The sequence below is a fragment of the Parvimonas sp. C2 genome, assembly GCF_035282405.1.
GTDB lineage: Bacteria > Bacillota > Clostridia > Tissierellales > Peptoniphilaceae > Parvimonas.
This window is the reverse complement of sequence record NZ_JAYKBP010000003.1, coordinates 103,620-124,377: the sequence shown is the minus strand read 5'-3', so window position 1 is coordinate 124,377 and position 20,758 is coordinate 103,620. Positions and strand designations below refer to the sequence as shown.

At 27.3% G+C, this 20,758-nt stretch carries 21 protein-coding genes; all 21 read right to left on the bottom strand.

Annotated elements, in window-relative coordinates; genetic code table 11:
* Positions 1-12 precede the first annotated feature (12 nt).
* The 21 genes from VJI95_RS06075 to dnaB all read right to left on the bottom strand — a co-directional run bounded on the left by VJI95_RS06075 (position 13) and on the right by dnaB (position 20,756).
* Entirely contained in the window at positions 13-1,362 is a 1,350-nt protein-coding gene (locus tag VJI95_RS06075) for a YcaO-like family protein (RefSeq protein ID WP_324010640.1), read from the bottom strand.
* 3 nt (positions 1,363-1,365) lie between these two features.
* The gene (locus VJI95_RS06070; RefSeq protein WP_324010638.1) at positions 1,366-2,376 is read right to left on the bottom strand and encodes a TOMM precursor leader peptide-binding protein; all 1,011 of its coding nucleotides are present in this window, start codon (positions 2,374-2,376) and stop codon (positions 1,366-1,368) included.
* A gap of 159 nt (positions 2,377-2,535) precedes the next feature.
* On the bottom strand, positions 2,536-4,056 hold the full coding sequence (locus VJI95_RS06065) for an ATP-binding cassette domain-containing protein (protein WP_324010636.1): 1,521 nt from the start codon (positions 4,054-4,056) through the stop codon (positions 2,536-2,538).
* A 270-nt stretch (positions 4,057-4,326) separates the two neighbouring features.
* A complete protein-coding gene (locus VJI95_RS06060; RefSeq protein ID WP_324010635.1) occupies positions 4,327-4,956 on the bottom strand; it encodes a hypothetical protein in 630 nt (209 codons plus the stop codon).
* Between the two features lie 127 nt (positions 4,957-5,083).
* Positions 5,084-5,734 carry a hypothetical protein gene (locus tag VJI95_RS06055; RefSeq protein WP_324010634.1) on the bottom strand — a complete coding sequence of 217 codons (651 nt, stop codon included), beginning with the start codon at positions 5,732-5,734 and terminating at the stop codon, positions 5,084-5,086.
* Positions 5,734-6,231: a tRNA (uridine(34)/cytosine(34)/5-carboxymethylaminomethyluridine(34)-2'-O)-methyltransferase TrmL gene (trmL, locus tag VJI95_RS06050; RefSeq protein ID WP_324010631.1), complete on the bottom strand. Its 498-nt coding sequence runs from the start codon at positions 6,229-6,231 to the stop codon at positions 5,734-5,736. The genes VJI95_RS06055 and trmL overlap by 1 nt, the downstream gene beginning before the upstream one ends.
* A gap of 11 nt (positions 6,232-6,242) precedes the next feature.
* Complete coding sequence (locus VJI95_RS06045; protein WP_324010630.1) at positions 6,243-6,899, bottom strand: YoaK family protein; 657 nt, start codon at positions 6,897-6,899, stop codon at positions 6,243-6,245.
* Between the two features lie 129 nt (positions 6,900-7,028).
* On the bottom strand, positions 7,029-8,207 hold the full coding sequence (locus VJI95_RS06040) for a DUF819 family protein (RefSeq protein WP_323999605.1): 1,179 nt from the start codon (positions 8,205-8,207) through the stop codon (positions 7,029-7,031).
* 187 nt (positions 8,208-8,394) lie between these two features.
* Complete coding sequence (locus VJI95_RS06035; protein WP_324010629.1) at positions 8,395-8,907, bottom strand: GNAT family N-acetyltransferase; 513 nt, start codon at positions 8,905-8,907, stop codon at positions 8,395-8,397.
* Positions 8,908-8,957: 50 nt separating this feature from the next.
* Positions 8,958-10,490: a ClC family H(+)/Cl(-) exchange transporter gene (locus VJI95_RS06030; protein ID WP_324010627.1), complete on the bottom strand. Its 1,533-nt coding sequence runs from the start codon at positions 10,488-10,490 to the stop codon at positions 8,958-8,960.
* An 81-nt stretch (positions 10,491-10,571) separates the two neighbouring features.
* On the bottom strand, positions 10,572-11,279 hold the full coding sequence (locus VJI95_RS06025) for a pseudouridine synthase (protein ID WP_324010626.1): 708 nt from the start codon (positions 11,277-11,279) through the stop codon (positions 10,572-10,574).
* Position 11,280: 1 nt separating this feature from the next.
* Positions 11,281-11,871, bottom strand: a complete 591-nt coding sequence (locus VJI95_RS06020; RefSeq protein WP_324010625.1) for a hypothetical protein — start codon at positions 11,869-11,871, stop codon at positions 11,281-11,283.
* On the bottom strand, positions 11,871-12,752 hold the full coding sequence (locus VJI95_RS06015) for a DMT family transporter (RefSeq protein WP_324010623.1): 882 nt from the start codon (positions 12,750-12,752) through the stop codon (positions 11,871-11,873). Before VJI95_RS06015 ends, VJI95_RS06020 begins: the two co-directional genes overlap by 1 nt.
* Positions 12,753-12,786: 34 nt before the next feature.
* Positions 12,787-13,251 (bottom strand): 8-oxo-dGTP diphosphatase, encoded by a 465-nt coding sequence (locus VJI95_RS06010; protein WP_324010622.1) that lies wholly within the window; start codon positions 13,249-13,251, stop codon positions 12,787-12,789.
* 206 nt (positions 13,252-13,457) lie between these two features.
* Positions 13,458-14,633: a D-alanyl-D-alanine carboxypeptidase family protein gene (locus VJI95_RS06005; RefSeq protein ID WP_324010620.1), complete on the bottom strand. Its 1,176-nt coding sequence runs from the start codon at positions 14,631-14,633 to the stop codon at positions 13,458-13,460.
* Positions 14,634-14,642: 9 nt separating this feature from the next.
* Positions 14,643-15,908 (bottom strand): serine--tRNA ligase, encoded by a 1,266-nt coding sequence (gene serS / locus VJI95_RS06000; RefSeq protein WP_324010618.1) that lies wholly within the window; start codon positions 15,906-15,908, stop codon positions 14,643-14,645.
* A 2-nt stretch (positions 15,909-15,910) separates the two neighbouring features.
* Positions 15,911-17,095, bottom strand: coding sequence for an AI-2E family transporter (locus VJI95_RS05995; RefSeq protein ID WP_324010617.1), 1,185 nt, complete (start codon positions 17,093-17,095; stop codon positions 15,911-15,913).
* Positions 17,096-17,104: 9 nt separating this feature from the next.
* Positions 17,105-18,085: an ATP-binding protein gene (locus tag VJI95_RS05990; protein WP_323999580.1), complete on the bottom strand. Its 981-nt coding sequence runs from the start codon at positions 18,083-18,085 to the stop codon at positions 17,105-17,107.
* Positions 18,086-18,087: 2 nt separating this feature from the next.
* Positions 18,088-18,846, bottom strand: coding sequence for a DnaD domain-containing protein (locus VJI95_RS05985; protein WP_324010616.1), 759 nt, complete (start codon positions 18,844-18,846; stop codon positions 18,088-18,090).
* Positions 18,830-19,441 (bottom strand): GNAT family N-acetyltransferase, encoded by a 612-nt coding sequence (locus tag VJI95_RS05980; protein WP_323999575.1) that lies wholly within the window; start codon positions 19,439-19,441, stop codon positions 18,830-18,832. The genes VJI95_RS05985 and VJI95_RS05980 overlap by 17 nt, the downstream gene beginning before the upstream one ends.
* Positions 19,434-20,756, bottom strand: coding sequence for a replicative DNA helicase (dnaB, locus tag VJI95_RS05975; RefSeq protein ID WP_323999573.1), 1,323 nt, complete (start codon positions 20,754-20,756; stop codon positions 19,434-19,436). Before dnaB ends, VJI95_RS05980 begins: the two co-directional genes overlap by 8 nt.
* Positions 20,757-20,758: the final 2 nt, after the last annotated feature.

Genomic DNA, 20,758 nt, shown 5'->3' with positions numbered 1-20,758 from the left:
ACTACTCCTATCTTAAGGAAATGGATGTGGTTCATCATTTATTTCCCTATTGTAAATATTCTTGTAATCCAATAATCTCGGATTATTATTCAACTTATACATATGATTAACTTCTAAGTCATTGTAGTCAGGTATAATAACTCTAAAAACACTAAGACCTATTTCTTTTATTTCAGATTTAGTTGTATCAGCAATATATATTGATTTTTCATTTTCCTTAAACAAAGAAATTATATACTCTAAATCGCTTTCAAATAAACTATTATTGAAGTTATTCATTTCACTTAACTTTATCTCTTCATTTGAACTAAAAATGAAATCGAATCTATTACTTCTGTCTCCTGTTGAATAATACAATAAATGTTTATCTAAATCATCCACCTCCTCTTTTTTCAGTTTTTTATAATCCATATTTTCAAACAATAATCTATAACAAAATTTATATGTCAAACATAGTTCTTCAAGTGATTTTAGTAGTGCTTTCTCAATATCGATACTTGATGCTGCAGCAGTAACAAGTCCAAATGAACTTTTATTGCAATTTTTAATAAAAGTTAGCACTGTATAAACTCCTTCTGTTCTGCTTATATCATATATATATAAGTTATCTTCCCCAGTTAAATTCTTAACGATATGGTTATACAATTTAATCAAATCTTTATTTTTTATTTTATCCATAATAATCTTTTTGCCAGGCAATTTTAACTTCCAAGTCAATACAAAAGAATCTCTTTCAATCACTTCATAAACAGCTCCCAAAATTGCACTTTCCTTACTGGAACCACAAGCAAGTCCAGTAGATAACCACTGAATATAAGGAAATTCTTCTTTTCTTAAAGACATTCCTAAAAACACCTTTTGTGCTGGTAACAATATGTTTTCATTTTTGACAATGTCTTTTCCTTTAACCCATGTAACAAGATTATCATCAGAATATTTTTTATAAAGTGTTTCTAAATTATCATATATTTTTTCATCAAAATGAATTAATTTTTTTAAACTTAAGCAATTATAATTCTTACTTAAGTTATTAAAAGAATCAAAAATAACGTTTTTATCATTGATATTATCTAAATTGGTAGCTGAATACCTTTCAATAAACTCACCATAAGCTTTAACCAAACTTCTTCTATAATCTAATGAACATCCAGACCCAGAATATTGCCTTTTATCATTACTTGACACACTGGAATAATATACAGGTATTGTATTTCCAATACAGTAACTGTTGTTATCGTCTGAATAAATTTGATATTCTATTTTTTTGCTTGTATATTCTTTGTTGGCTAATCCATATTTCCCTCCAAATATCTTTTTCATAGACTTTAAAACACTTTCTAATTCACTATTTGACATTTTCATAAATCAAACCTCTCTATTTGAACAACTACTACATTTAGAAAACTTGAATACTTGTTCTCTTTCAACTTTATAGTTTATAGCATCTATTCTAAAAACTCCATTTATTATACTACTATCATTTGCAAGTAAATATCTTAGAATTTCCATATTCGTAATTGAAGAAATAAAATTATTCAGAAAATAAGAATAATACAGTCCTTTAGGTCTTTTACCATTATGTTTTTCCTTATAAAAACTATTAAATATATATTCTTTTTCAGTCATATTAGATTCAGCCCTATAATTCAAGCAACCGTAACAACAAGTTTTATTTGGTATAAATAAAGGTCCAATTTCGGCATAATCCTCATCAATCATCACTCTAATCCATTCTCTCTCAAAGTTAATGCATGCACTATTAACTTCATTAAATAAATAATGGTCATTGTAGTCGCTTGAAACTACAACAAAATCGCTACATTTTATAAATTTTTCTAAATCGTTTTCTAAAGTATTCACATAATTTTCTATATTCAAATTTTCTTTTTTTATTACCTCATTTGAATCTGTATGTAAGATATTAAAATTTATAAATAATTGTGCCTGAATAAATTCATTTAATAGGCAATCAACAAATTCCTTATTTCCTATTATTCCAATTTTTTTAGAATTAACAATGTCAACTATTTCTTTAAAATTTCTTCCATACAATTCATAATATCTTACCTTTTCATAGAAATCTCTATCATAACTTGTGACTTCATGTAAATATTCACAGTCTATTACCACTCTCTTATCTACAAAGTATTCCAATAAATCTTTCAGCGAATCTTCTGAATATTTTTTATTCTTCAATTTTAAAATATCTGTCAAGCTTTTTGGAGAATTGAATGACTCTGATATATCCTGAACCCCATAAGAAATATTTTCTCCCTTTAAAATAAACCTTCCTTTACAGGTTTTTATTATCGTAGTATCTTTATTAACAAATCTAAACTCTGTATATTTGTCAATGACATACTTCTTTTCTACCATAACACGCTCCTAAAATAATATAAATATTAAATATTTCTAATCACAGTTTTAGTATACCGTAAATATTTTTTTTTGTCAAATAGTTTTTTTATTATCTTTATCTACGTAATTCTTTTGTGTGATTTATATTAAAAATTTTGCTTATATGCCTTCTCCCTTTTAAATTACAAGTTCAAGTCCATTTTTATTAAGTATATATACTTTATCACAAACTTCATAAATATATTTTTTATCGTGAGAAACTGAAATTATTGCTCCTTTATATGATTTTAATAATTTTCTAATTTCAACTGACGAAAAAGGAGATAAATTTCTAGTAGGCTCATCTAAAATTAAAACTTCGGGATTTTCTAAAATCATTTTTAAAAAGTAAATTTTCGCCTTTTGTCCTCCGGAAAGTGATTTTAAATTATGAAACATCTCATCTGCAGTAAACTTCATTGACCCTAAAAATGTTCTAATCTTTGTAGTCTCTTCCTTTTTGTAAGTCTTACTCAAATAATCTATAATACTCATATCAACATTCATCTTATCATCATAATTCTGTGGCATATAAGCAATCTTTACATTTTTCTTTATATTTTCCAAAATTATCTTTAAAAGAGTTGTCTTTCCTATTCCATTTTCTCCGATTATACAGATTTTATCAGTACCAAATACCTTTAATTCTATATTTTCACTCAAAATTTTAGAGCCGATGACAAGTTTTTGCAAATTCAAATCTAAAATTTCCTTTTTTGAAGAATAATTAACAGCTTCATCAAATTTTACAAAAATAGATTCTTCATAATCGGGAAAATCAAGTAAATTCTCCTTTTCTTTTTCAAGTCTTCTCCCGATAGACTTTACAGTATGCATTTTATCTTTAAGATTTCTTCCTATTAAATCGTCTTTAGTACTCCTTATCTCATGTTGTACTCTCTCATAAACTTTTTGATATCTCTTTACCTTCCTATCAAATTCTTCTCTTTGTTTTTTTGCAATTCTTTCCTGTCTTTCAATAGTATTTCCTCTATTCTCAACATAATTTTCATAATCCAACTTTTCAATTGAAATCTTTGGCTTTTGTTTTCTCATAAGCTGTTCAATATGAATAATTACATTTGCACAATTTTCAATTAAATCCTCATCGTGAGAAATAAATATTATTGGAATATCAATATTCTTTATAAAATTCTTAAGCCATTCAATAGAATTTATATCCAAATCATTACTAGGCTCATCCAATAAAAGACAAGTCGGCTCTTTCATTAGTTCACAAAGTAAAATAAATTTGATTCTTTCTCCACCTGATAATTCACTTATCCTTTGCTTTTCATTTATTAAATTTTCATCAAAATTTAACTCTTTTAATAATTTGTAAAATAAATTGTAGTCAAAAAATTCCTCTTTAATTTTATTTTCAAAATATTCCTTTGTTGAAAAATTTAAAATCTTTGCTTCCAAAATCTGCGGTAAATAGCCTATAACTTCATTTTTCTTATTTATCTCTCCACTTATTTCAGCATATTTTTTTATGCCCTCATCATCAACTATAGCCTTTAAAATGCTGGATTTTCCGTTTCCCTCTTCTCCAATTATACAAACTTTCATTTTGTTTTCTAAAGAAAAACTAAAATTTTCAATTACAGTTCTTAAATCATTCACTAAATATATCGTTAAATTTTTTATACTAAGCATATATCCTCCTAAATTAAGCCACAAAAAAATGGCAATTCACTTATTGCCATTTCAACATTCATTTTGCAACTCAAAAAGGAGTTCTAAAAAGAACACAAAAAGGAATGCATAACTAAAATGGCAACAAAAAACTAAGCTCTAAAAAGCTATTAAATTTCTGTTTCATAATAGTTATCTAATTAACATTCCTTCCTCCTGAATTTTTTATTAATTTTTGATATATCTCTACATCATTTAAATTTTAACACAAACAAATTAAAGTGTCAAATTTTAATTAAAGTAAATAAGTATTCCAGTTATTATAATCACTAAAAGTATTCCTAAAAGAATATTTTTTCTTTTTATTCTTTTATCTTCGTATTCATCTGCAGATTCTTCAAAATCTTTAAGTATATCTTTTGGAATTGAAACCCTATTTACTTCTTTTTTTTCTCCGTCTTTATAAGTATAGTAAAGTTGTTCTCCATCAATCATTTTATAGGAATAGTTTCCAATACTATAACCACTTTCAAAATTAGATGAATTAGAATTTGATGTGGAAATAATGCTTTTTTCTGTAAACATCTCCGGCTCTAAAGTATCAACCATAGCTTTTGCCTTTTCTAAATCAAAATTATATTTGTCTTTTACATATTTTACAGCTTCTATTTTTCTATTTTCTCTTATCAGTGCATATAAATCATTATCATATATCCTGGATATTATTGAATTTTTAAACATATCGGAAAAATCAGTTTTTGATAAACCATGATTTTTACCGTCAAAAAATTCCAAGGTTTTTGTCATCTTATCAATTGTTTCTTTTGCACTTTTAAAATCCATATCATATTTATTTCTGATATATTTTATAGCTTCTTCTTTTCTTTTCTGTTTTAATAAATCATACAATTCTTCGTCCATTGTTCACTCCAATATAATATGTAGATTTCAATTTTTCTAGTTTTGAAAAATCTTCTATATTTTCATAGACAAACAGTTTTAATTTATCCCAACAGTAAAAAATTCGATTTCTTTAAAATGTCAAATTTTAATTAAAGTAGAAATAAATTCCAACTATTAATGCTACCAACAAAATTCCCCAAAAGATATTTTTTTTCCTATATTCTTTATCTTCATTTTCATCTGCCTTTTTTTCTGCAGCTTTATCAAAATATTTCAATATTTCACTAGGAATGGAGAACCTATTGACTTCTCTTTTTTCTCCGTCTTTACTATATGCATAGTAATGTTGTTTTCCATCAATCATTTCATAGGAATAACTTTCGTTACTATAACCACTTCCATATTTAGAAAAATCAGTTTTTGATGCAGAAACAATATTTTTTTCTGTAAATGCCATTAGATTATTTATATCTAAACTATCAACTATTTTCTTAGATGTTTTTAAATCAAAATTATACTTATCCTTTACATATTTTACAGCCTCAATTTTTCTATTTTCTTTTATCAAAGCATATAAATTGTCATCAGATATTTCAGAAGTATCTAAATTTTTATTGTCAGAAAAATCTTCTTCAAATAAGCCAAGATTTTTTCCTTCAAAATATTCCACTTTTTCAGTTAAATTATCAACTGTTTCTTTTGCTCTTTTAAAATCTATATCGTATTTGTTTCTAACGTACTTTACAGCTTCTATTTTTCTTTTTTGTTTTAATAATTCATATAATTCTTCGTCCATTATTCACTCCAATGTAATCTATGTAAATTCCCAAACTTTTCAAGTTCTGAAAAATCTTGTTGTCTTAGTGCTTCATATAATACTATTGATACCGAATTTGAAAGATTAAGAGAACGAATTTCTCCCCACATCGGTATTCTTACACAATGTTCTTCATTTTTAACTAGAATTTCTTCAGGTATTCCCTTACTCTCTTTTCCGAACATTATGTAATCATTTGGAGAATACTCTACCTTATCGTAGGTTCTTTTTGCCTTTGTAGTTGAAAAATAGATATTTGCATTCGGATTTTTTTCGTAAAAATCTTCAATATTTTCATAGACAAAAAGTTTTAACTTATCCCAATAGTCAAGACCTGATCTCTTTACCATTTTATCATCAAGTGAAAAACCTAAAGGTTTTATCAAATGTAATCTAGTGTCGGTTGCGACACATGTTCTACCAATAGCTCCCGTATTAAAAGGAATCTCGGGTTCTAATAAAACTATATTAAACAAAATCTCCTCCTTTATTTTTCTCTATCTATAAACATAATAAAAACACAAATAACAAGTGAAATAGCACTTATTAAAATTGTCTTTATTCCTAAAAAATTACTAAATTTACTACCTATAATCGCTCCAATAATAAAACATAGTATAACTCCAAAATACATTAAACTATATTCTAAAAACTTTTTATTTTTAGTATAAAAATACTCAGCTAGATTGTGAGTTCCACCTCTTAAATTTCCAATACACATTGTTGTAGAAAAATCTATTCCACATACTTTTTTAAAACTTTGAACTTGTATCCCACAGGCAAAAGATGTCATTGCATTTGCTGTTTCGTTCATATTTTCCGGAATAAAAGCCACACAAATAAGTAAAAATATCTCAAAAATAACGGCATTTTGTCGCCAATGTAATTTATAATTCCCTTTTTTTCTAAATAAATCAGCTAAAAAAATTCCAAGAGTAAAAAACGATATTGGAAAAGCATATTTTAAGCACATTGCCCAATTTCCTTGAGAAGCATGAACACCCAATAACAACATATTTCCAGTTTGTGCATTTGCAAAAACTTGTCCTCTTAAAAGGTACGAATATGCATCCATAAGTCCACCACTTAACGCTAAAAATAATGCAACTTCAATGGATTCGGACATTTGTATTGCTTTTTTCATATATAAAACTCCTTTTAAAACATTCCCAAAATAGTATATACCAAAAGAACTTTTTTTACAAGTTTTATATTTGTATATTTTCATAAAAAAGAATGGTCTACAAAATAGACCATTCCATTAAAAAAATTTTTAAGCTAACATCGTTAAGAATTTTGCAACTCCAATTCCGAAAAATGTTCCAGTAATAACTCCGATTAATGCCATTAGTACAGCTATTGGTACCAATGATTGTGAATACGCCGCTGCAAGTACAGGTGAAGAAGCTACTCCACCTATATTTGAAAGAGAAGCTATACCACAAGTGAATAAATCAAGTTTGAATACTTTTCCAATTATAGCCATTAAAATTCCATGAATTGCAAGAATTACAAAACCTGCTAAAATATATGCCGGAGCTTGAGTAAGTTCCAAGAAATTTGCATTTGATGCAATTAATCCTATTAGCATATATAATAGTACATTTGAAACTTCAGGAGATCCTGGAATTCTTGCAAGTGGTGTCATTGCAAAAATAACTCCTAGGATTGTTGTTATGATTATAGTCCAACCTGTTGCTCCCATAAATGCAAGTGCAGGAACTTTTACCATTTCATTTCCTATTATTGTTGTAACTGCTGTAACTCCAAGTGCAACACTCAATAAGAAAAATATATCTTGGAAAGTTATCTCTTTACTTATTGTTGAAAATTTTGCAGTTAGATGTTCGTTTATATTATCAATTTTTGAAGTATCAGCCTTTGTCCACTTATTAAATTTATTTGCAAATGGAACTAAGAATAATAAGAACATTATCCATATTGAATAATCTATTGAGTCAATCAATAATGTATAACCCATTCCTGAACCTTCAAGTCCTACTGCTTGTTGTACCGCAACCATATTTTGTGTTCCGCCAACCCAACTTCCTGCTAAAGCTCCAAAAGTTAAAGGTGCATTAGATGCAAGATTTCCTTTGAAGATAAGAAATGCCACAACAAAACCAATCATTATAGTAAATGTTGCAGTAAAGAATGAAATTATCATTCTAGGACCTAATTTTGCTATATCTCTAAGGTCCGCTCTTAACAACATTAAAAATATCATTGATGGTAATATCGCATCTTTTAAAACGCTTCTAGCTTTTGATACACCTTCAACACTCATATCCCAAACACCTAGTGTTGATAAAATCATAGCACCAAAATAGATTATAACCAATGCTGGAACATATTTAAAAAATATTCCATTTTTAAACTTCTTTTCCAAGTAAATTACTATACCTGAAACAAAAAATAACAGAGCAACAAATTGAAATCCATCTGTAATCATAAAAAATCCTCCTAAAATAAATTTTCAACAAGAAAAAAATCAAAAAAATGTATTGATAAATTTTTCTTATCCACTTCATTTTACCACTATAGGCAATCGTTGTCAAATATTTGATAATAAATATCTATATTTGCATTGCTTTATTACACAAAAAATGATTAGACTTTAATCTAACCATTTTAAAAAACTATTTATTTAAACATAATATAATTGACGTTTCATAATCTCCATTTGGGTATTCAAATGGATTTACCAAATCTTTAAATCCTAGTTTATGATAAAAATTGATTATTTTATCATTATTAAATTTCTTAGTGGATAATAAAATTTTATCCCCTTCAAAATTTTCAATTAGACATTTCATCAATTTTTTTCCATATCCCCTACCTTGATATTTTTCAATAACTGCCAATTCATTAAGCTCAAAAGTGCCTTTATACCAATCAATTCCACTTGGCAACTGTGAATCTACTTGCATTGCCCACCAATTTTCTTTTAAAAAGTCAAAGCCATATACAAATCCAATTAACTTTTCATTTTCAAAAGCTCCAACAATTTTTATATTATTTTTCAAACTGTCATCTATTCTGGTAATTAAAAAATTAGCAGAAAAATCATCAGCCTTAAAAACCTCTTTGTATATATCTGAAATTTGCTTTTTATACTTTTCAATTTCTTCTAAAGTTAATAATTTAATCATAATAGCCCTCCAATTTATTAATCAACAATTCTAAAATCATTTCTTATTTTTTAATTATTTTGACAAATCTTTTGTAATTCATTAAATGTATCAAATAATTTATTTTCACTTACAAGTATATTTATAACATCTCCATTTATTATTGTAGTTTCGCCATTTGGTATTATTTCTTCGACTCCTCTATCAATATTTATAATTAACATTCCCCTTGGAAATTCTACTTCTTTTATTTTCTTATTTTCTATCTCACTTCCAATTTCAACAACTATACTCATAGTCATTTTTTCTCCATCTTTTGAGCTTGCAATATGTTCTTTTTCCATTAATCTCTCTAAAAGATATTCGTAAATAGGTAGTGATTTTAAATAATTTGGTATGGAATAAGTTATAAGGCAAATTATTGAAAGTGGTAATAAATAGGAAAGATTACCAGTCATTTCAAAAATTAAAATTATTGAAGTAAGTGGTGCTCTAACTATTGCAGTCAAATATCCTGCCATTCCAAGAATTATAAAACTATTTATATAAATAGGATCTATGATTTTCCCAAAAATTGTTCCGATAGTTGCTCCCAAAACTAATATAGGGAAGAAAATTCCACCAGGAACTCCTGAACTAAAACAAATTATTGAGAATAGTAATTTTACTACAAAAAGTAAAATCAACATATAAATTGGAAAATCAACAGTTTGTAACTCTTTCATCAAGAAACCGCCACCACCTAACAAATTAGGTGTAAATATTAAAATTACTATAGGTAGTAGAAAATACGGAATCAGTTTAAATTCTTTTTTTAGTTTTAATCCATCTTGAATTTTCATAAAAAATTCCATTAAAAATATATAAAGAACTCCCAAAACAGATAACACAACTGCAAATAAAATTAAAGTCCAATAATTTATCAATGGTAATTTTTCAGCTAAACTAAAATTAAATACTGTTTCTGTTCCATATAGTATTTTTGAAACTAAATCTGCAGTTATTGTAGCTGCCATACAAACTACCAAAAGTTTTTTACTAATATGGCGATGTACTTCTTCAACCGCAAATAAAATCCCTGCAACAGGTGCATTAAATGCAGCTGCAAGTCCTGCACTTGCACCGCAAGTTATTAAAAACTTTTCAACTGTTTTGTTTTTCTTTAATTTTCTTGAAACTAATTTTCCACTCATTGCCCCTATTTGAATTGATGGACCTTCTCGACCAACTGAAAAACCTGCCAAAGCAGTTAAAGCTCCACCAAAAATTTTTGCAAATAAAACTTTTGCAGGATTTGGATTGATATATCCCTTTATTTCTGCTTCAACTTGTGGTATTCCTGATCCTCCACAAAATCTTGACATTCTCTTAATTTTTGTAACTAAAAAAGAAATAAAAACAAGTGCAAAAAAAATAATTGGATAAATATAAAAATGACCTTTACTGAAATTTATGATTGCTCCTAAAATACCTTCTATTCCATGAATAATATAACGATAGAAACTTGAAAATCCCCCTGCAACTATCCCAATCAAGATTCCATAAAAAAGTAATTTTAAATCTTCCTCTCTCTGATTATTACTAACATTTTCTAAATTTTTCATAAAAACTCCTAAAAATAAATATCTTACAATTATTTTATCATAAAAAGAGCAATAAAAAAAGTTTTGACAATAATCAAAACTTTATTTAAATATTTCTTTTAATTCATTACTTGTAATTTCTCGATACTCTCCAAGTTTAAGACTATCGTCTAAATTCAAATTTCCGATGCATACTCTTTTTAGTTCTACAACTTCGTTTTCCACATATTCCAACATTCTTTTTACTTGATGGAATTTTCCTTCGGAAATAGTAAGGTTAATTTCTTTTTCTGAAATTTTTTCAACCTTTGCATTTTCTGTTGTAAAATCTTCTTTTTCAAAGTAAATTCCATTTTCAAGACTTTCAATTTGTTTCTCTGTAATCTCATTTCTTAAAGTAACAAAATATTTTTTATTTACTTTTTTCTTTGGATTTGTTACATTATAGGAAAATTTTCCGTCATTTGTTAAAATCAAAAATCCTGTTGTATCTATATCAAGTCGTCCAACTGGAAATAATTCCATATTAGAGTATGGAAATTCAAGCAAGTCTAAAACTGTAGGAAGTTTTGTATCAAAGGTTGCACTGATATAGTCCTTTGGCTTATTCAACATCAAATAAGTAAATTCTTTATAAATTACAATTTCATCATCAAAAGAAATCTCATCTTTTTCAATGTCAACCTGTGTATTTGGATTTTTTTCAAATTTTTCATTCAGCTTAACTCTACAAGTTTTTAAAAACTTTTTAACTTCACTTCTTGAGCCAATTCCCATATGGCAAAGAAATCTATCAATTCTAATCTTCATTTTATCTTGTAATTAACTTATTGCTATCAGTAATATTTTTATATTTTAATGAATATTTTTCGAAAAGTCCATTTACAAAAGCCTCTCTAAGTTCGTGATATACAGAAACTTCCATATCAAATTCATTAAAATATTGTTTATGAATGTCATTATAAAGTACAAATTCCAACTCATTTTCTTCTTCCCTAATTACAGAAATTGAAACATCACAAGGTAGTCCGTCAAGTAAAGTGTCCATTAGTAATTCATAAGCATCTTGTAAGGATGAAATTTCATATTCTGGAAAACTTGTTCCATATTCAAAAGCAACTTTTTTAATTTCTTCAAGAGAAACTCCCTTATCTAAAAGTTTTTTTACAACATATGCAAATCTTATTTCAACATTTGAAACTGCCATATGTAACCATCCATGAATATTACTTTGGTCTATTACTTCTTCTAAATCTTCAGAAATTAAAGCAGGAAATAGACTTTCTACTTCATCTTTTTCTTCCTTATTTAAAAATTTTTCTTCTACTGCAAAAGTTAATTTTTGTGCAATTAAAATCTTATCATACATCCAGAAATGTATTGGTGCCAAAAATGCGCTCATTATTTTTTTCTCCTTCTCAAATCATTATTTAAAGATAGTAGCAATACTGCTAAAACAATCAACCCACAACCTATAACTTTAAAAATAGTCATAGATTCATTAAGGAAGAATATACCCAAAATTACGCTTGTTATCGGTTCAAATGTACATAAAATTGATGCCGTTGTCGCTCCACAATATTTAACCCCAAGTTGCAAAAATGCATTACCAAAAATTGAAGTTAAAAATGAAATTAAGATTGTAAGTCCCCAAGCCATTGGTGTAAGTGCAAAAGTAAGCTGTCCACTAACTTTACCAAGTGCAAAAAGTCCTACAATATTGAATAAACTGATGTATAAAGTACATTTGAAAGGATCCATATGTTTAAAACCACTTTTATCCAGATATACTAAGAACAAACTATATGTTACACCTGATAGTGCAGCTAGAAATATCCCTAGTGCACTTCCTCCTGTAATCTCATCAACCAACATTACAATTCCTATCATTGAAAAAATAAGTGCAGATAATTTTTTTAAAGTAACTTTTTCTTTAAAAAATAAAATACAAATAAAATAAACAACACAAGGATAAATAAAATGTATAGTAGTTGCCATTCCAACAGAAATATAATTATATGAAGCATAGAGTGCTGTTGTAGTTATTCCTATACCTAAAAAAGAAAGCACAATAAAATGAAGAAACTCTTTTTTTGTAATCTTCATAGGAGTATGGTTTTTTCTCATTCCTACATATAAAAACGGTAGTCCCAACAATGCCCTTAAAAATGTAAGAGTGATAGCATTGTTCCCACCATCATAGGTAAGTTTTGCAAGAATTGGTGTAAAGCCGAAAACAAATGCAGAAATAATTGTAAAAATAATACCTTTAATAAAATTCATAACTACCTCCTAACTTCATAATATTTATATTTTCTTAAAAAAATATTTCAGATACAATTTCGTCATTCTGACCCCATTTTATCATCAATTCAGTATAATTATCACTTAAATACAAATCAAAAATCTTATCTATGCTATAGCTCTTTCCATCAGCATTTTTAAATTCTTCCATTCCCATCCAAAATAGTTTTCCTTCAATATTATTTTCTATTAATTCTCCTGAAAAATCTTCTGTATAATATAAAAATCCCAATTCTCTTATATCGTTAATTTCATCAATCCAACTGACAGTTCCCTTTAATTTTAAATTTTTTACATTTAATCCCGTCTCTTCAAAAACTTCTCTTACACATGAATCATATAGAACTTCTCCTTTTTCAACATGTCCACCAACAAAAGTAAGTCCTTCCCAACCATATTTTTTTACTTTATCTAAAATTAAAATCTTATCATTATTTCTATCATAAATCATACACATATTTACTAAAACTGTTTCCATAAATCCTCCAATAATATGGTATAAAATCGTTACTATACTATTATATCATTTAATACTGTAAACATACAATACACAACTTTATCGAGATAATAAAAAGTGGAAAATTAATAAATAACTGGGAATAATAACTAAAACTTAATTTAGATATTATTGCAAGATTTTTCACAAAAAAATCCGACTCAAAAGTCGGATTTGTCTTAAAATTTTTATGGTAAAATTGTTTCAACTACTTCAAAAACTGTTTTGAAAAATCTTCCAATTCTTTTAACAATTCCTGCTTTTGAATAGTCTTCTTTAGCAACTAAATCAACAGTTGCAATAACTTCTTTTGAATTTTTAACTTTAATTTCGCCAACTTTATCACCTTTTTTTAAAGGTAATTTTACATCATCAACAGTTACTTCTGTATCATAATTTATACCTTTCATTGAAACTCTTTCAAGATCTTCTTTAGGAACTAATTCAATATAACCTTGATTTGCTGATTTTACTTCAACTCTTCTAGTAAATTTTTCTGCATCCACAAGTTTTCTAGTTTCTATATTTTGTTTTACATAATTTAGCATATCTTTCATATATTGAGCTCTATCAGCTTTTGTTTTTGCTCCCATTAATACAGAAATTACTCTAAATTCAGAATCTCCTTTTTTGATTTTCATAGTGGAAACTAAACAGTATCCTGCTTCATCAGTATGTCCTGTCTTTAAACCGTCAACTCCTTCAACTTGTCCAACTAGAGGAATTGTGCTCTCTTTTTTAAAATTTCTTGCAGGTTGTTCTAGAACTGTAGTTTTTGCATATTCTAAAACTTCAGGATATTTTTCAATTATTGCCTTTGAAAGAGTAAAGATATCTCTTGTTGACATTTTATTATCTTGACCATTTTTTGTAAGACCAGATGCATTTGTAAAAGTTGAATTTTCAAGTCCGAGTTCCTTTGCTTTTTCATTCATCATTGTTACAAAATTACTTTCACTTTCAGCTACTGCCTCTGCAAGTGCAACAGCTGAGTCGTTTCCCGAAACAATCATCAATCCGTCAAGTAAATCTTTAATGCTAATTTGCTCTCCCGCTTTCAAATTCAAGCTTGAGCCTTCTTCTCTACTTGCGTTCCTAGACACTTTAACTTTATCTTCTAATTTAAGTTTTCCCTCTGCTATTTTTTCTTTGACTAAATAATAAGTCATAAGTTTTGAAATGCTTGCTACCGGTAAGGATTCATCAACATTTTCTGCAACAAATAAACCTCCTGACTTTGCATCTCCGATTAAAGAAGCTGTAGTTTTCTTTTCTATTCCAAAGATTGCAAAAGTTTTTCCAGCTCCTACAAAACAAATTGAAAAAATAAGTATTAAACTAAGTAATGATTTTTTAAATTTCATAACACTCCCCTATTTTCTTATTTCATCCAAACCCATATATTTTCTTAAAACATATGGAATTTCTATACTTCCATCTTCTCTTTGATAGTTTTCCAATACAGCAGCAAAAGTTCTACCAACAGCTAATCCAGAACCATTCAAAGTATGAACAAATTTAACTTTACCATCTGTATCTCTATACCTAATATTTGCACGTCTAGCTTGGAAATCTTCAAAGTTTGAGCAAGAAGAAATTTCTACATATCTTCCATAACTTGGCATCCAAACTTCTATATCATAAGTCTTTGCACTTGTAAAACCAATATCTCCAGTACATAAACAAACTACTCTATATGGAATTTCTAAAAGTTTTAGAATTTCTTCAGCATCATTTGTAAGTTTTTCCAATTCATCATAACTATTTTCAGGATTTACAAATTTAACCATTTCAACTTTATCAAATTGATGATTTCTGATTAAACCTCTTGTATCTCTACCTGCTGAGCCCGCTTCTTGTCTAAAACAATAAGTAAAAGCTGTATAGTAAGTTGGAAGTTTTTCAAATTCTAAAATTTCATTTGCTAAAAGATTAGTAACAGGAACTTCAGCAGTTGGTGCTAAAAACATATCCTTTGAAGGAACATGGAACATATCATCTTCAAATTTAGGTAATTGTCCTGTTCCATACATTGAATTTCTATTAATCAAAACAGGAACTCCAACTTCTTCATAGCCTTGATTACTATGTAAATCAAGCATAAAGTTTATTAATGCTCTTTCAAGTTTTGCACCCAAACCTTTAAATACTGAAAATCTTGACCCAGATATTTTAACTGCTCTTTCAAAATCTAAAATATCTAAATCTACACCTAAATCCCAATGAGCTTTAACTTCAAAATCAAATTTTTTAGGTTCTAAAAATTTTCTGATTTCAACATTATCTTCATCACTTTTTCCAATTGGAATATCTTTATTTGGTGTATTAGGAATACTCAAAAGTTCTTTTCTAATTTCCTCATCCAAGTCTTTAACTTTAGTATCAAGTTCTTTTATTTCATCTGAAAGTGCTTTCATTTCCTTAAAAAGATCTGAAACATCTACTCCATCTTTCTTTAATTTTGGAACTTGTTTTGAAACTTCATTTTGTCTTGCTTTTTTATTTTCAACTTCAAAAATTATTTCTCTTCTCTTTTCATCAAGTTCCAGAACTTTATCAATATTGTAATTTCCAAAACGAGAATTCAAGCTTTCAATAATTTCTTCTTTGTTCATCCTAATTCTCTTTATATCTAGCATAATTAAACCTCTTTCTTTTCAAACTCTTCAGCAGGATTTCTTAATGAATAGCCCTTTTTTGTCAATCTATCTTCTATATATTCTTTTAATGTCGTATAGATAACAACAAAAATTGGAACTGATAGTAAAAATCCTATTACCCCAAACAAACTGCCTCCAAGTACGAGTGCAAAAATAACCCAAAATGAGCTTATTCCTAAACTTTTTCCTGAAACTCTAGGTGATATTACATTTGCATCTATCATCGAAACAATTACTACAATTACCATAAACCATAAAACTGTATTTAATGTCGAAGTAAACAGCAATACTATTACTATTGGGACAGCTCCAAGATAACAGCCAAACCATGGAATTAAGTTTGTAAAACCAAGAATAAAAGCAAATAACAATGCGTAATCAATCTTCATAAATAATAAAATTATATAAAAAGTAATTCCAACTATTATTGCTCCGATTCCCTTAGCTAAAAGATAGGACCTTAGAGTATAGTCAAATCTCTTTACTATTTTAAAAGTAACCCTATTTGCATTATCAGGAAAAACTGCTATCATAAATTTTTTCAAAATTCTTGAAAAATTTTCTTTGTCATATAATAAATATACTGATATTATTATAGCTAAAATTATATTTAAAAACAAGGATATAACTCTAGTTGCAAATGTTGCAACCAAAGGAATCATATCTGTTAAGAATGTTGTTGAAAAAGTCGCAAATTCCGTTAATTTACCATTGATAAAAGTTCTAATTTCAGAGCTTATCTCAACATTTTGTAACATATATTTTGCTTTTTCCACTCCCAAATCAATAAATGCAGGAGTTCTATCCACAAATAGTTTTATATTTGAATAAAATTGTGGAATAATGTATTTTAAAAGTAAAACTATAAATGCAAAAAATATGAAATAAGTTATAATCATTGCAAACATTCTAACATGTTTAACTTTTAATTTTCTAAAAAACTCAAATTTTAAAAAACTATTTTCAAAAAACTTTACAAAAAAGTTTAAAATATAAGCTATTGCTCCTCCCAATATAAAAGGCATCAATACATATTTTAGATTTGAAGTATATGAAACTATGGATTTCATATTAGAAAATATAAAATAACAAAGTATTGAAATAGCAAATATTAAAACTCCAGTTATAACATTTACTGTATTCTTTTGTTCCCAGTTAAATTTCATAACTACCTCCTACAATTTTATATTTTTACCAATTTTTTCTCTTAAATCAAACGGTGGAAAAATGAAAAATTTAAAATTCCCCCTAATTCTGCTCGCCACTCTTGAATCATAAGATTCGGCTAGGTCATATTCCGAAAGGTTTGAAGTTATTACTGTATTTAAACCTTTCTCAAGTCTATAATCCAAAAGTGAACTTAAAAAACTATTATTATTTTTATTAGAAATTTCATTTCCAAGATCATCAATCACTAGAAAATCAACATTTCTTATAAAATCAATTCTATCTTGTAATTCTTTTTTATCTCTGTAAAAGCTGTAACTATAATTTGCCATAAGCTCAAAAAATTCCGTCGAAGTAACAAAACAAGCACGCTTTCCCTTATCCAACATATAATTTACCATTGCTGATGCAAAATAAGTCTTTCCAGCACCGCTTTTACCATAAAAGAATATTCCATAATCCTTAATTTTAAAATTATCACAATATTCTTTTGAAAAAGATATAAGTTTTTCAATATATTCCTTCGAGTTTACAAGTCTATTACCATGTTCGAAATTTCCATCAAAAAGAGAAAATTCAAAATTGGAAAAGCTCTGTTCCCTTTTTTTATTTGAAAAACCACTTTCCAAAACCCTGTCCTCAACTAAATCATTCATTATACAATTACAAACAGAACCATTAAGATATCCTGTATCTTTACATTCTTCACAGACATAAATTTTGTTTAGATAATCTTTTGAAAAGCCATTTATTGTAAGTATCTCCTCAATACTTTTTTCTAGTTTTTCAAATTCTCTTTTCTCAACTGTAAAATCTTGATTTAAAAGAGTCATTTTCATAATTTTTGTGGCTAAATTATTTTTCTTCGATATTAAATTTTCAATGTTTTCAATAGAGGAATATACTTTTTTTCTTCTTTCTTCTTTTATTTTTTCTCTTATTATTGGTCTTTTGCTAAGACTTTTTAAAACTAATTCATCTAAATTCATAATTAATACCTATCAAGCAATTCTGTTGTAGCCGAATTTTTATTATTCTTAAGTTTTTCTCTTTTTTCTTCTTCTGTTAAAATATGTTCTTTTTCAATATATTTTTTAGTATTTTTACTATATCTTTTGATTTTATTTTTATCTTTATTTTCAAGGAAATAATTCAAATCTTCAACTGTTAAAATATTATTATCCCTTTTCCAAGCTCTTAAAATGCCAATAACATAATCTACTGACATACTTTTCCCTTCGCTCTTTGCATATTCATAAGCCCTATAAACTAAGTCCATACCATGTGTGGTTTCTTCAATATGCTCAACAATTTTAGTTATCTCATGAGGTTTTAGGCTTAAGCCTGTAATTTTTTCAATTTTAGTGAAATATTCCTTATTATCAATCATCGGTTTTTCTATAACTTTTTCTTCTACATTGCCGTCATAGACCCCACCTGCATAGAGAGCAAAATTATTTACGAATTCAATCTTTTCAACACTCCCTTTTTCATCCAAAGTGTAATCTAAAAGTTGATTATTTTTCCAATATTTTAGAGCATTCATAATCTGAACTTCAGAAAATCTTAGCTCTTCTGCTATACATTTTATCGACAATTCACTTTTATACGACCCAAAAAGTCTTTTATATAAAAATAAATATACCTTTAATGAAATTTCATCAACTATTGGCAAGTAATTATCCAAAAACATATTCTCAATAGGAGTTACTCCGGGTTGAATTATTGACTTTTTAAAACTTATTTCCACTCCTATCCCACCTTTCTAAAAATTTTAATCTATCCAATTTCATCGTGAAAATTTTGGAATAAATCACACCATTTTTTTCTTCAAAATATTCCTTAGTTTCTTCATATCTCTTCAATTTTTGCATTTTTTGAACTTCAAAATCTCCAAGAAATTCACTTATTTTTTCAAATCCAATTTTTTCGTATAAATGTATTGCTCTTTGATTAAAAGCATTTACATTTAGCCAAATAGAATATTTGTCAAAATTTTCAAAATAGTATTCTAAAAACAGTCTAAGCGATTTAAAACCATAACCTTTTGAACAAAACTTTTCATCTAAACATAAAGAAAGTTCAAAATTGCTATTTAGAAAACTTATCCTGCTTATAGAAATATATCCTATCAAAACCTCCTTTAAAAAAATGGCAAAATAATTATTCCTTTTCGATTTTACTTTCTTTTCCCAATTTTTAATTTCTGATTCAGTCAAAAAGCAAAGATTGTAATCAGTAAGTAAAATATCATCATATGGAGAAAATTTTTTGAAATTTTTAAAATAACTCTTTTCAAATTTTTTAATCTTAATATCTTCATCTTCAATTAAAAAATTATCCATTGAAAAGCTCCTTATCTCTATCAGTTTGAAGATCTATAAATCTTGTACACTCTTTAATAAAGTTAAGTTCAACACTTCCTGTTTCCCCATTTCTATGTTTTGCTATAATCAATTCTATTTGGTTTTTAACTTCTGCTTCTTCATTTTGATAATCTTCTCTATAAAGTAAAATTACAACATCAGCATCTTGTTCGATTGCTCCTGATTCCCTAAGATCGCTTAGTTTTGGTTTCCTTCCACTTTTCTCACTATCACGAGATAGCTGACTCAACGCCAAAATAGGAACATCTAATTCCTTGGCTAACGCTTTTAAATTTCTTGAAATAGTAGATATTTCTTGTTGTCTATTTTCATTTCTGCCCTCAGAAGTCATAAGTTGCAAATAGTCTATCATTATAAAGTCAAGTCCACTATCTGCTTTAAGTCTTCTACATTTACTCCTAAGCTCAGTAATGGAAATTCCTGCAGTATCATCCATATAAATTGAATTTCCAGCTATTATCGAACTGGCCTCAAAAATATCTTGCCACTCTGTTATATCTCCACTGATTAATTGTTTTAAATTAACAAGAGAAAGCGAACTTAACATTCTTTGTGCTAATTGTGTTTTACTCATTTCCAAAGAAAATATCGCGACCTTATAATCTTTTTGTGCAGCATTTAAAGCGATATTAACAGCCAATGCCGTTTTCCCTACAGATGGTCTTGCAGCAAGTAAAATCAAATCTTTTCTTTGCATTCCAAGTAAAATTCTGTCCAAATCTGCAAAACCTGTAGGAATTCCAGTTACCGAACCCTTATTTTTACTTCTATCATCAAGTATCTCAATAAGCTCTGTAAGAGTATCTTTTATATGTGTAAGCCCTGTTCTATTTTCATTTTGAGACAATTCAAAAATTTGTCCTTCTATAGACTCTAAAACTTTGTCATAATCTTCATTTTTATATGCTCTATCCTTTATATTATCAAGAATAAAAAGTAAATTTCTAGTATCTGCTTTATCCTTTACAATCTTACAATAATTTTCTATATTTGAAGGAAAGGCGACAGCATTTACAATTTCAACAACTCCAACAATTCCATTATTAGATTCCGTATCAAAACCCATTGCTTCCATTTTATTAATTACTGTAATAGGATCTACATTTGTATTTTCTCTTGATAATTCCAAGATTGCACTAAATATATCTTTATGCCAACCTAAATAAAAATCTTTTCTCTTTAATTTTTCAAAAACATATTCTCTTTTATTTGGCTCTGTAATCATTATCGACAAGACGCATTTTTCAGCTTCTAAGTCGTAAATATTATGCATAA

Excerpts from the sequence above, each read along its gene's own strand:
- VJI95_RS06075 (WP_324010640.1), bottom strand. The coding sequence starts at position 1,362 with ATGAAAATGTCAAATAGTGAATTAGAAAGTGTTTTAAAGTCTATGAAA.
- VJI95_RS06070 (WP_324010638.1), bottom strand. The coding sequence starts at position 2,376 with ATGGTAGAAAAGAAGTATGTCATTGACAAATATACAGAGTTTAGATTT.
- VJI95_RS06065 (WP_324010636.1), bottom strand. The coding sequence starts at position 4,056 with ATGCTTAGTATAAAAAATTTAACGATATATTTAGTGAATGATTTAAGA.
- VJI95_RS06060 (WP_324010635.1), bottom strand. The coding sequence starts at position 4,956 with ATGGACGAAGAATTGTATGATTTATTAAAACAGAAAAGAAAAGAAGAA.
- VJI95_RS06055 (WP_324010634.1), bottom strand. The coding sequence starts at position 5,734 with ATGGACGAAGAATTATATGAATTATTAAAACAAAAAAGAAAAATAGAA.
- VJI95_RS06045 (WP_324010630.1), bottom strand. The coding sequence starts at position 6,899 with ATGAAAAAAGCAATACAAATGTCCGAATCCATTGAAGTTGCATTATTT.
- VJI95_RS06040 (WP_323999605.1), bottom strand. The coding sequence starts at position 8,207 with ATGATTACAGATGGATTTCAATTTGTTGCTCTGTTATTTTTTGTTTCA.
- VJI95_RS06035 (WP_324010629.1), bottom strand. The coding sequence starts at position 8,907 with ATGATTAAATTATTAACTTTAGAAGAAATTGAAAAGTATAAAAAGCAA.
- VJI95_RS06030 (WP_324010627.1), bottom strand. The coding sequence starts at position 10,490 with ATGAAAAATTTAGAAAATGTTAGTAATAATCAGAGAGAGGAAGATTTA.
- VJI95_RS06025 (WP_324010626.1), bottom strand. The coding sequence starts at position 11,279 with ATGAAGATTAGAATTGATAGATTTCTTTGCCATATGGGAATTGGCTCA.
- VJI95_RS06020 (WP_324010625.1), bottom strand. The coding sequence starts at position 11,871 with ATGAGCGCATTTTTGGCACCAATACATTTCTGGATGTATGATAAGATT.
- VJI95_RS06015 (WP_324010623.1), bottom strand. The coding sequence starts at position 12,752 with ATGAATTTTATTAAAGGTATTATTTTTACAATTATTTCTGCATTTGTT.
- VJI95_RS06010 (WP_324010622.1), bottom strand. The coding sequence starts at position 13,251 with ATGGAAACAGTTTTAGTAAATATGTGTATGATTTATGATAGAAATAAT.
- VJI95_RS06005 (WP_324010620.1), bottom strand. The coding sequence starts at position 14,633 with ATGAAATTTAAAAAATCATTACTTAGTTTAATACTTATTTTTTCAATT.
- serS (WP_324010618.1), bottom strand. The coding sequence starts at position 15,908 with ATGCTAGATATAAAGAGAATTAGGATGAACAAAGAAGAAATTATTGAA.
- VJI95_RS05995 (WP_324010617.1), bottom strand. The coding sequence starts at position 17,095 with ATGAAATTTAACTGGGAACAAAAGAATACAGTAAATGTTATAACTGGA.
- VJI95_RS05990 (WP_323999580.1), bottom strand. The coding sequence starts at position 18,085 with ATGAATTTAGATGAATTAGTTTTAAAAAGTCTTAGCAAAAGACCAATA.
- VJI95_RS05980 (WP_323999575.1), bottom strand. The coding sequence starts at position 19,441 with ATGGATAATTTTTTAATTGAAGATGAAGATATTAAGATTAAAAAATTT.
- dnaB (WP_323999573.1), bottom strand. The coding sequence starts at position 20,756 with ATGCATAATATTTACGACTTAGAAGCTGAAAAATGCGTCTTGTCGATA.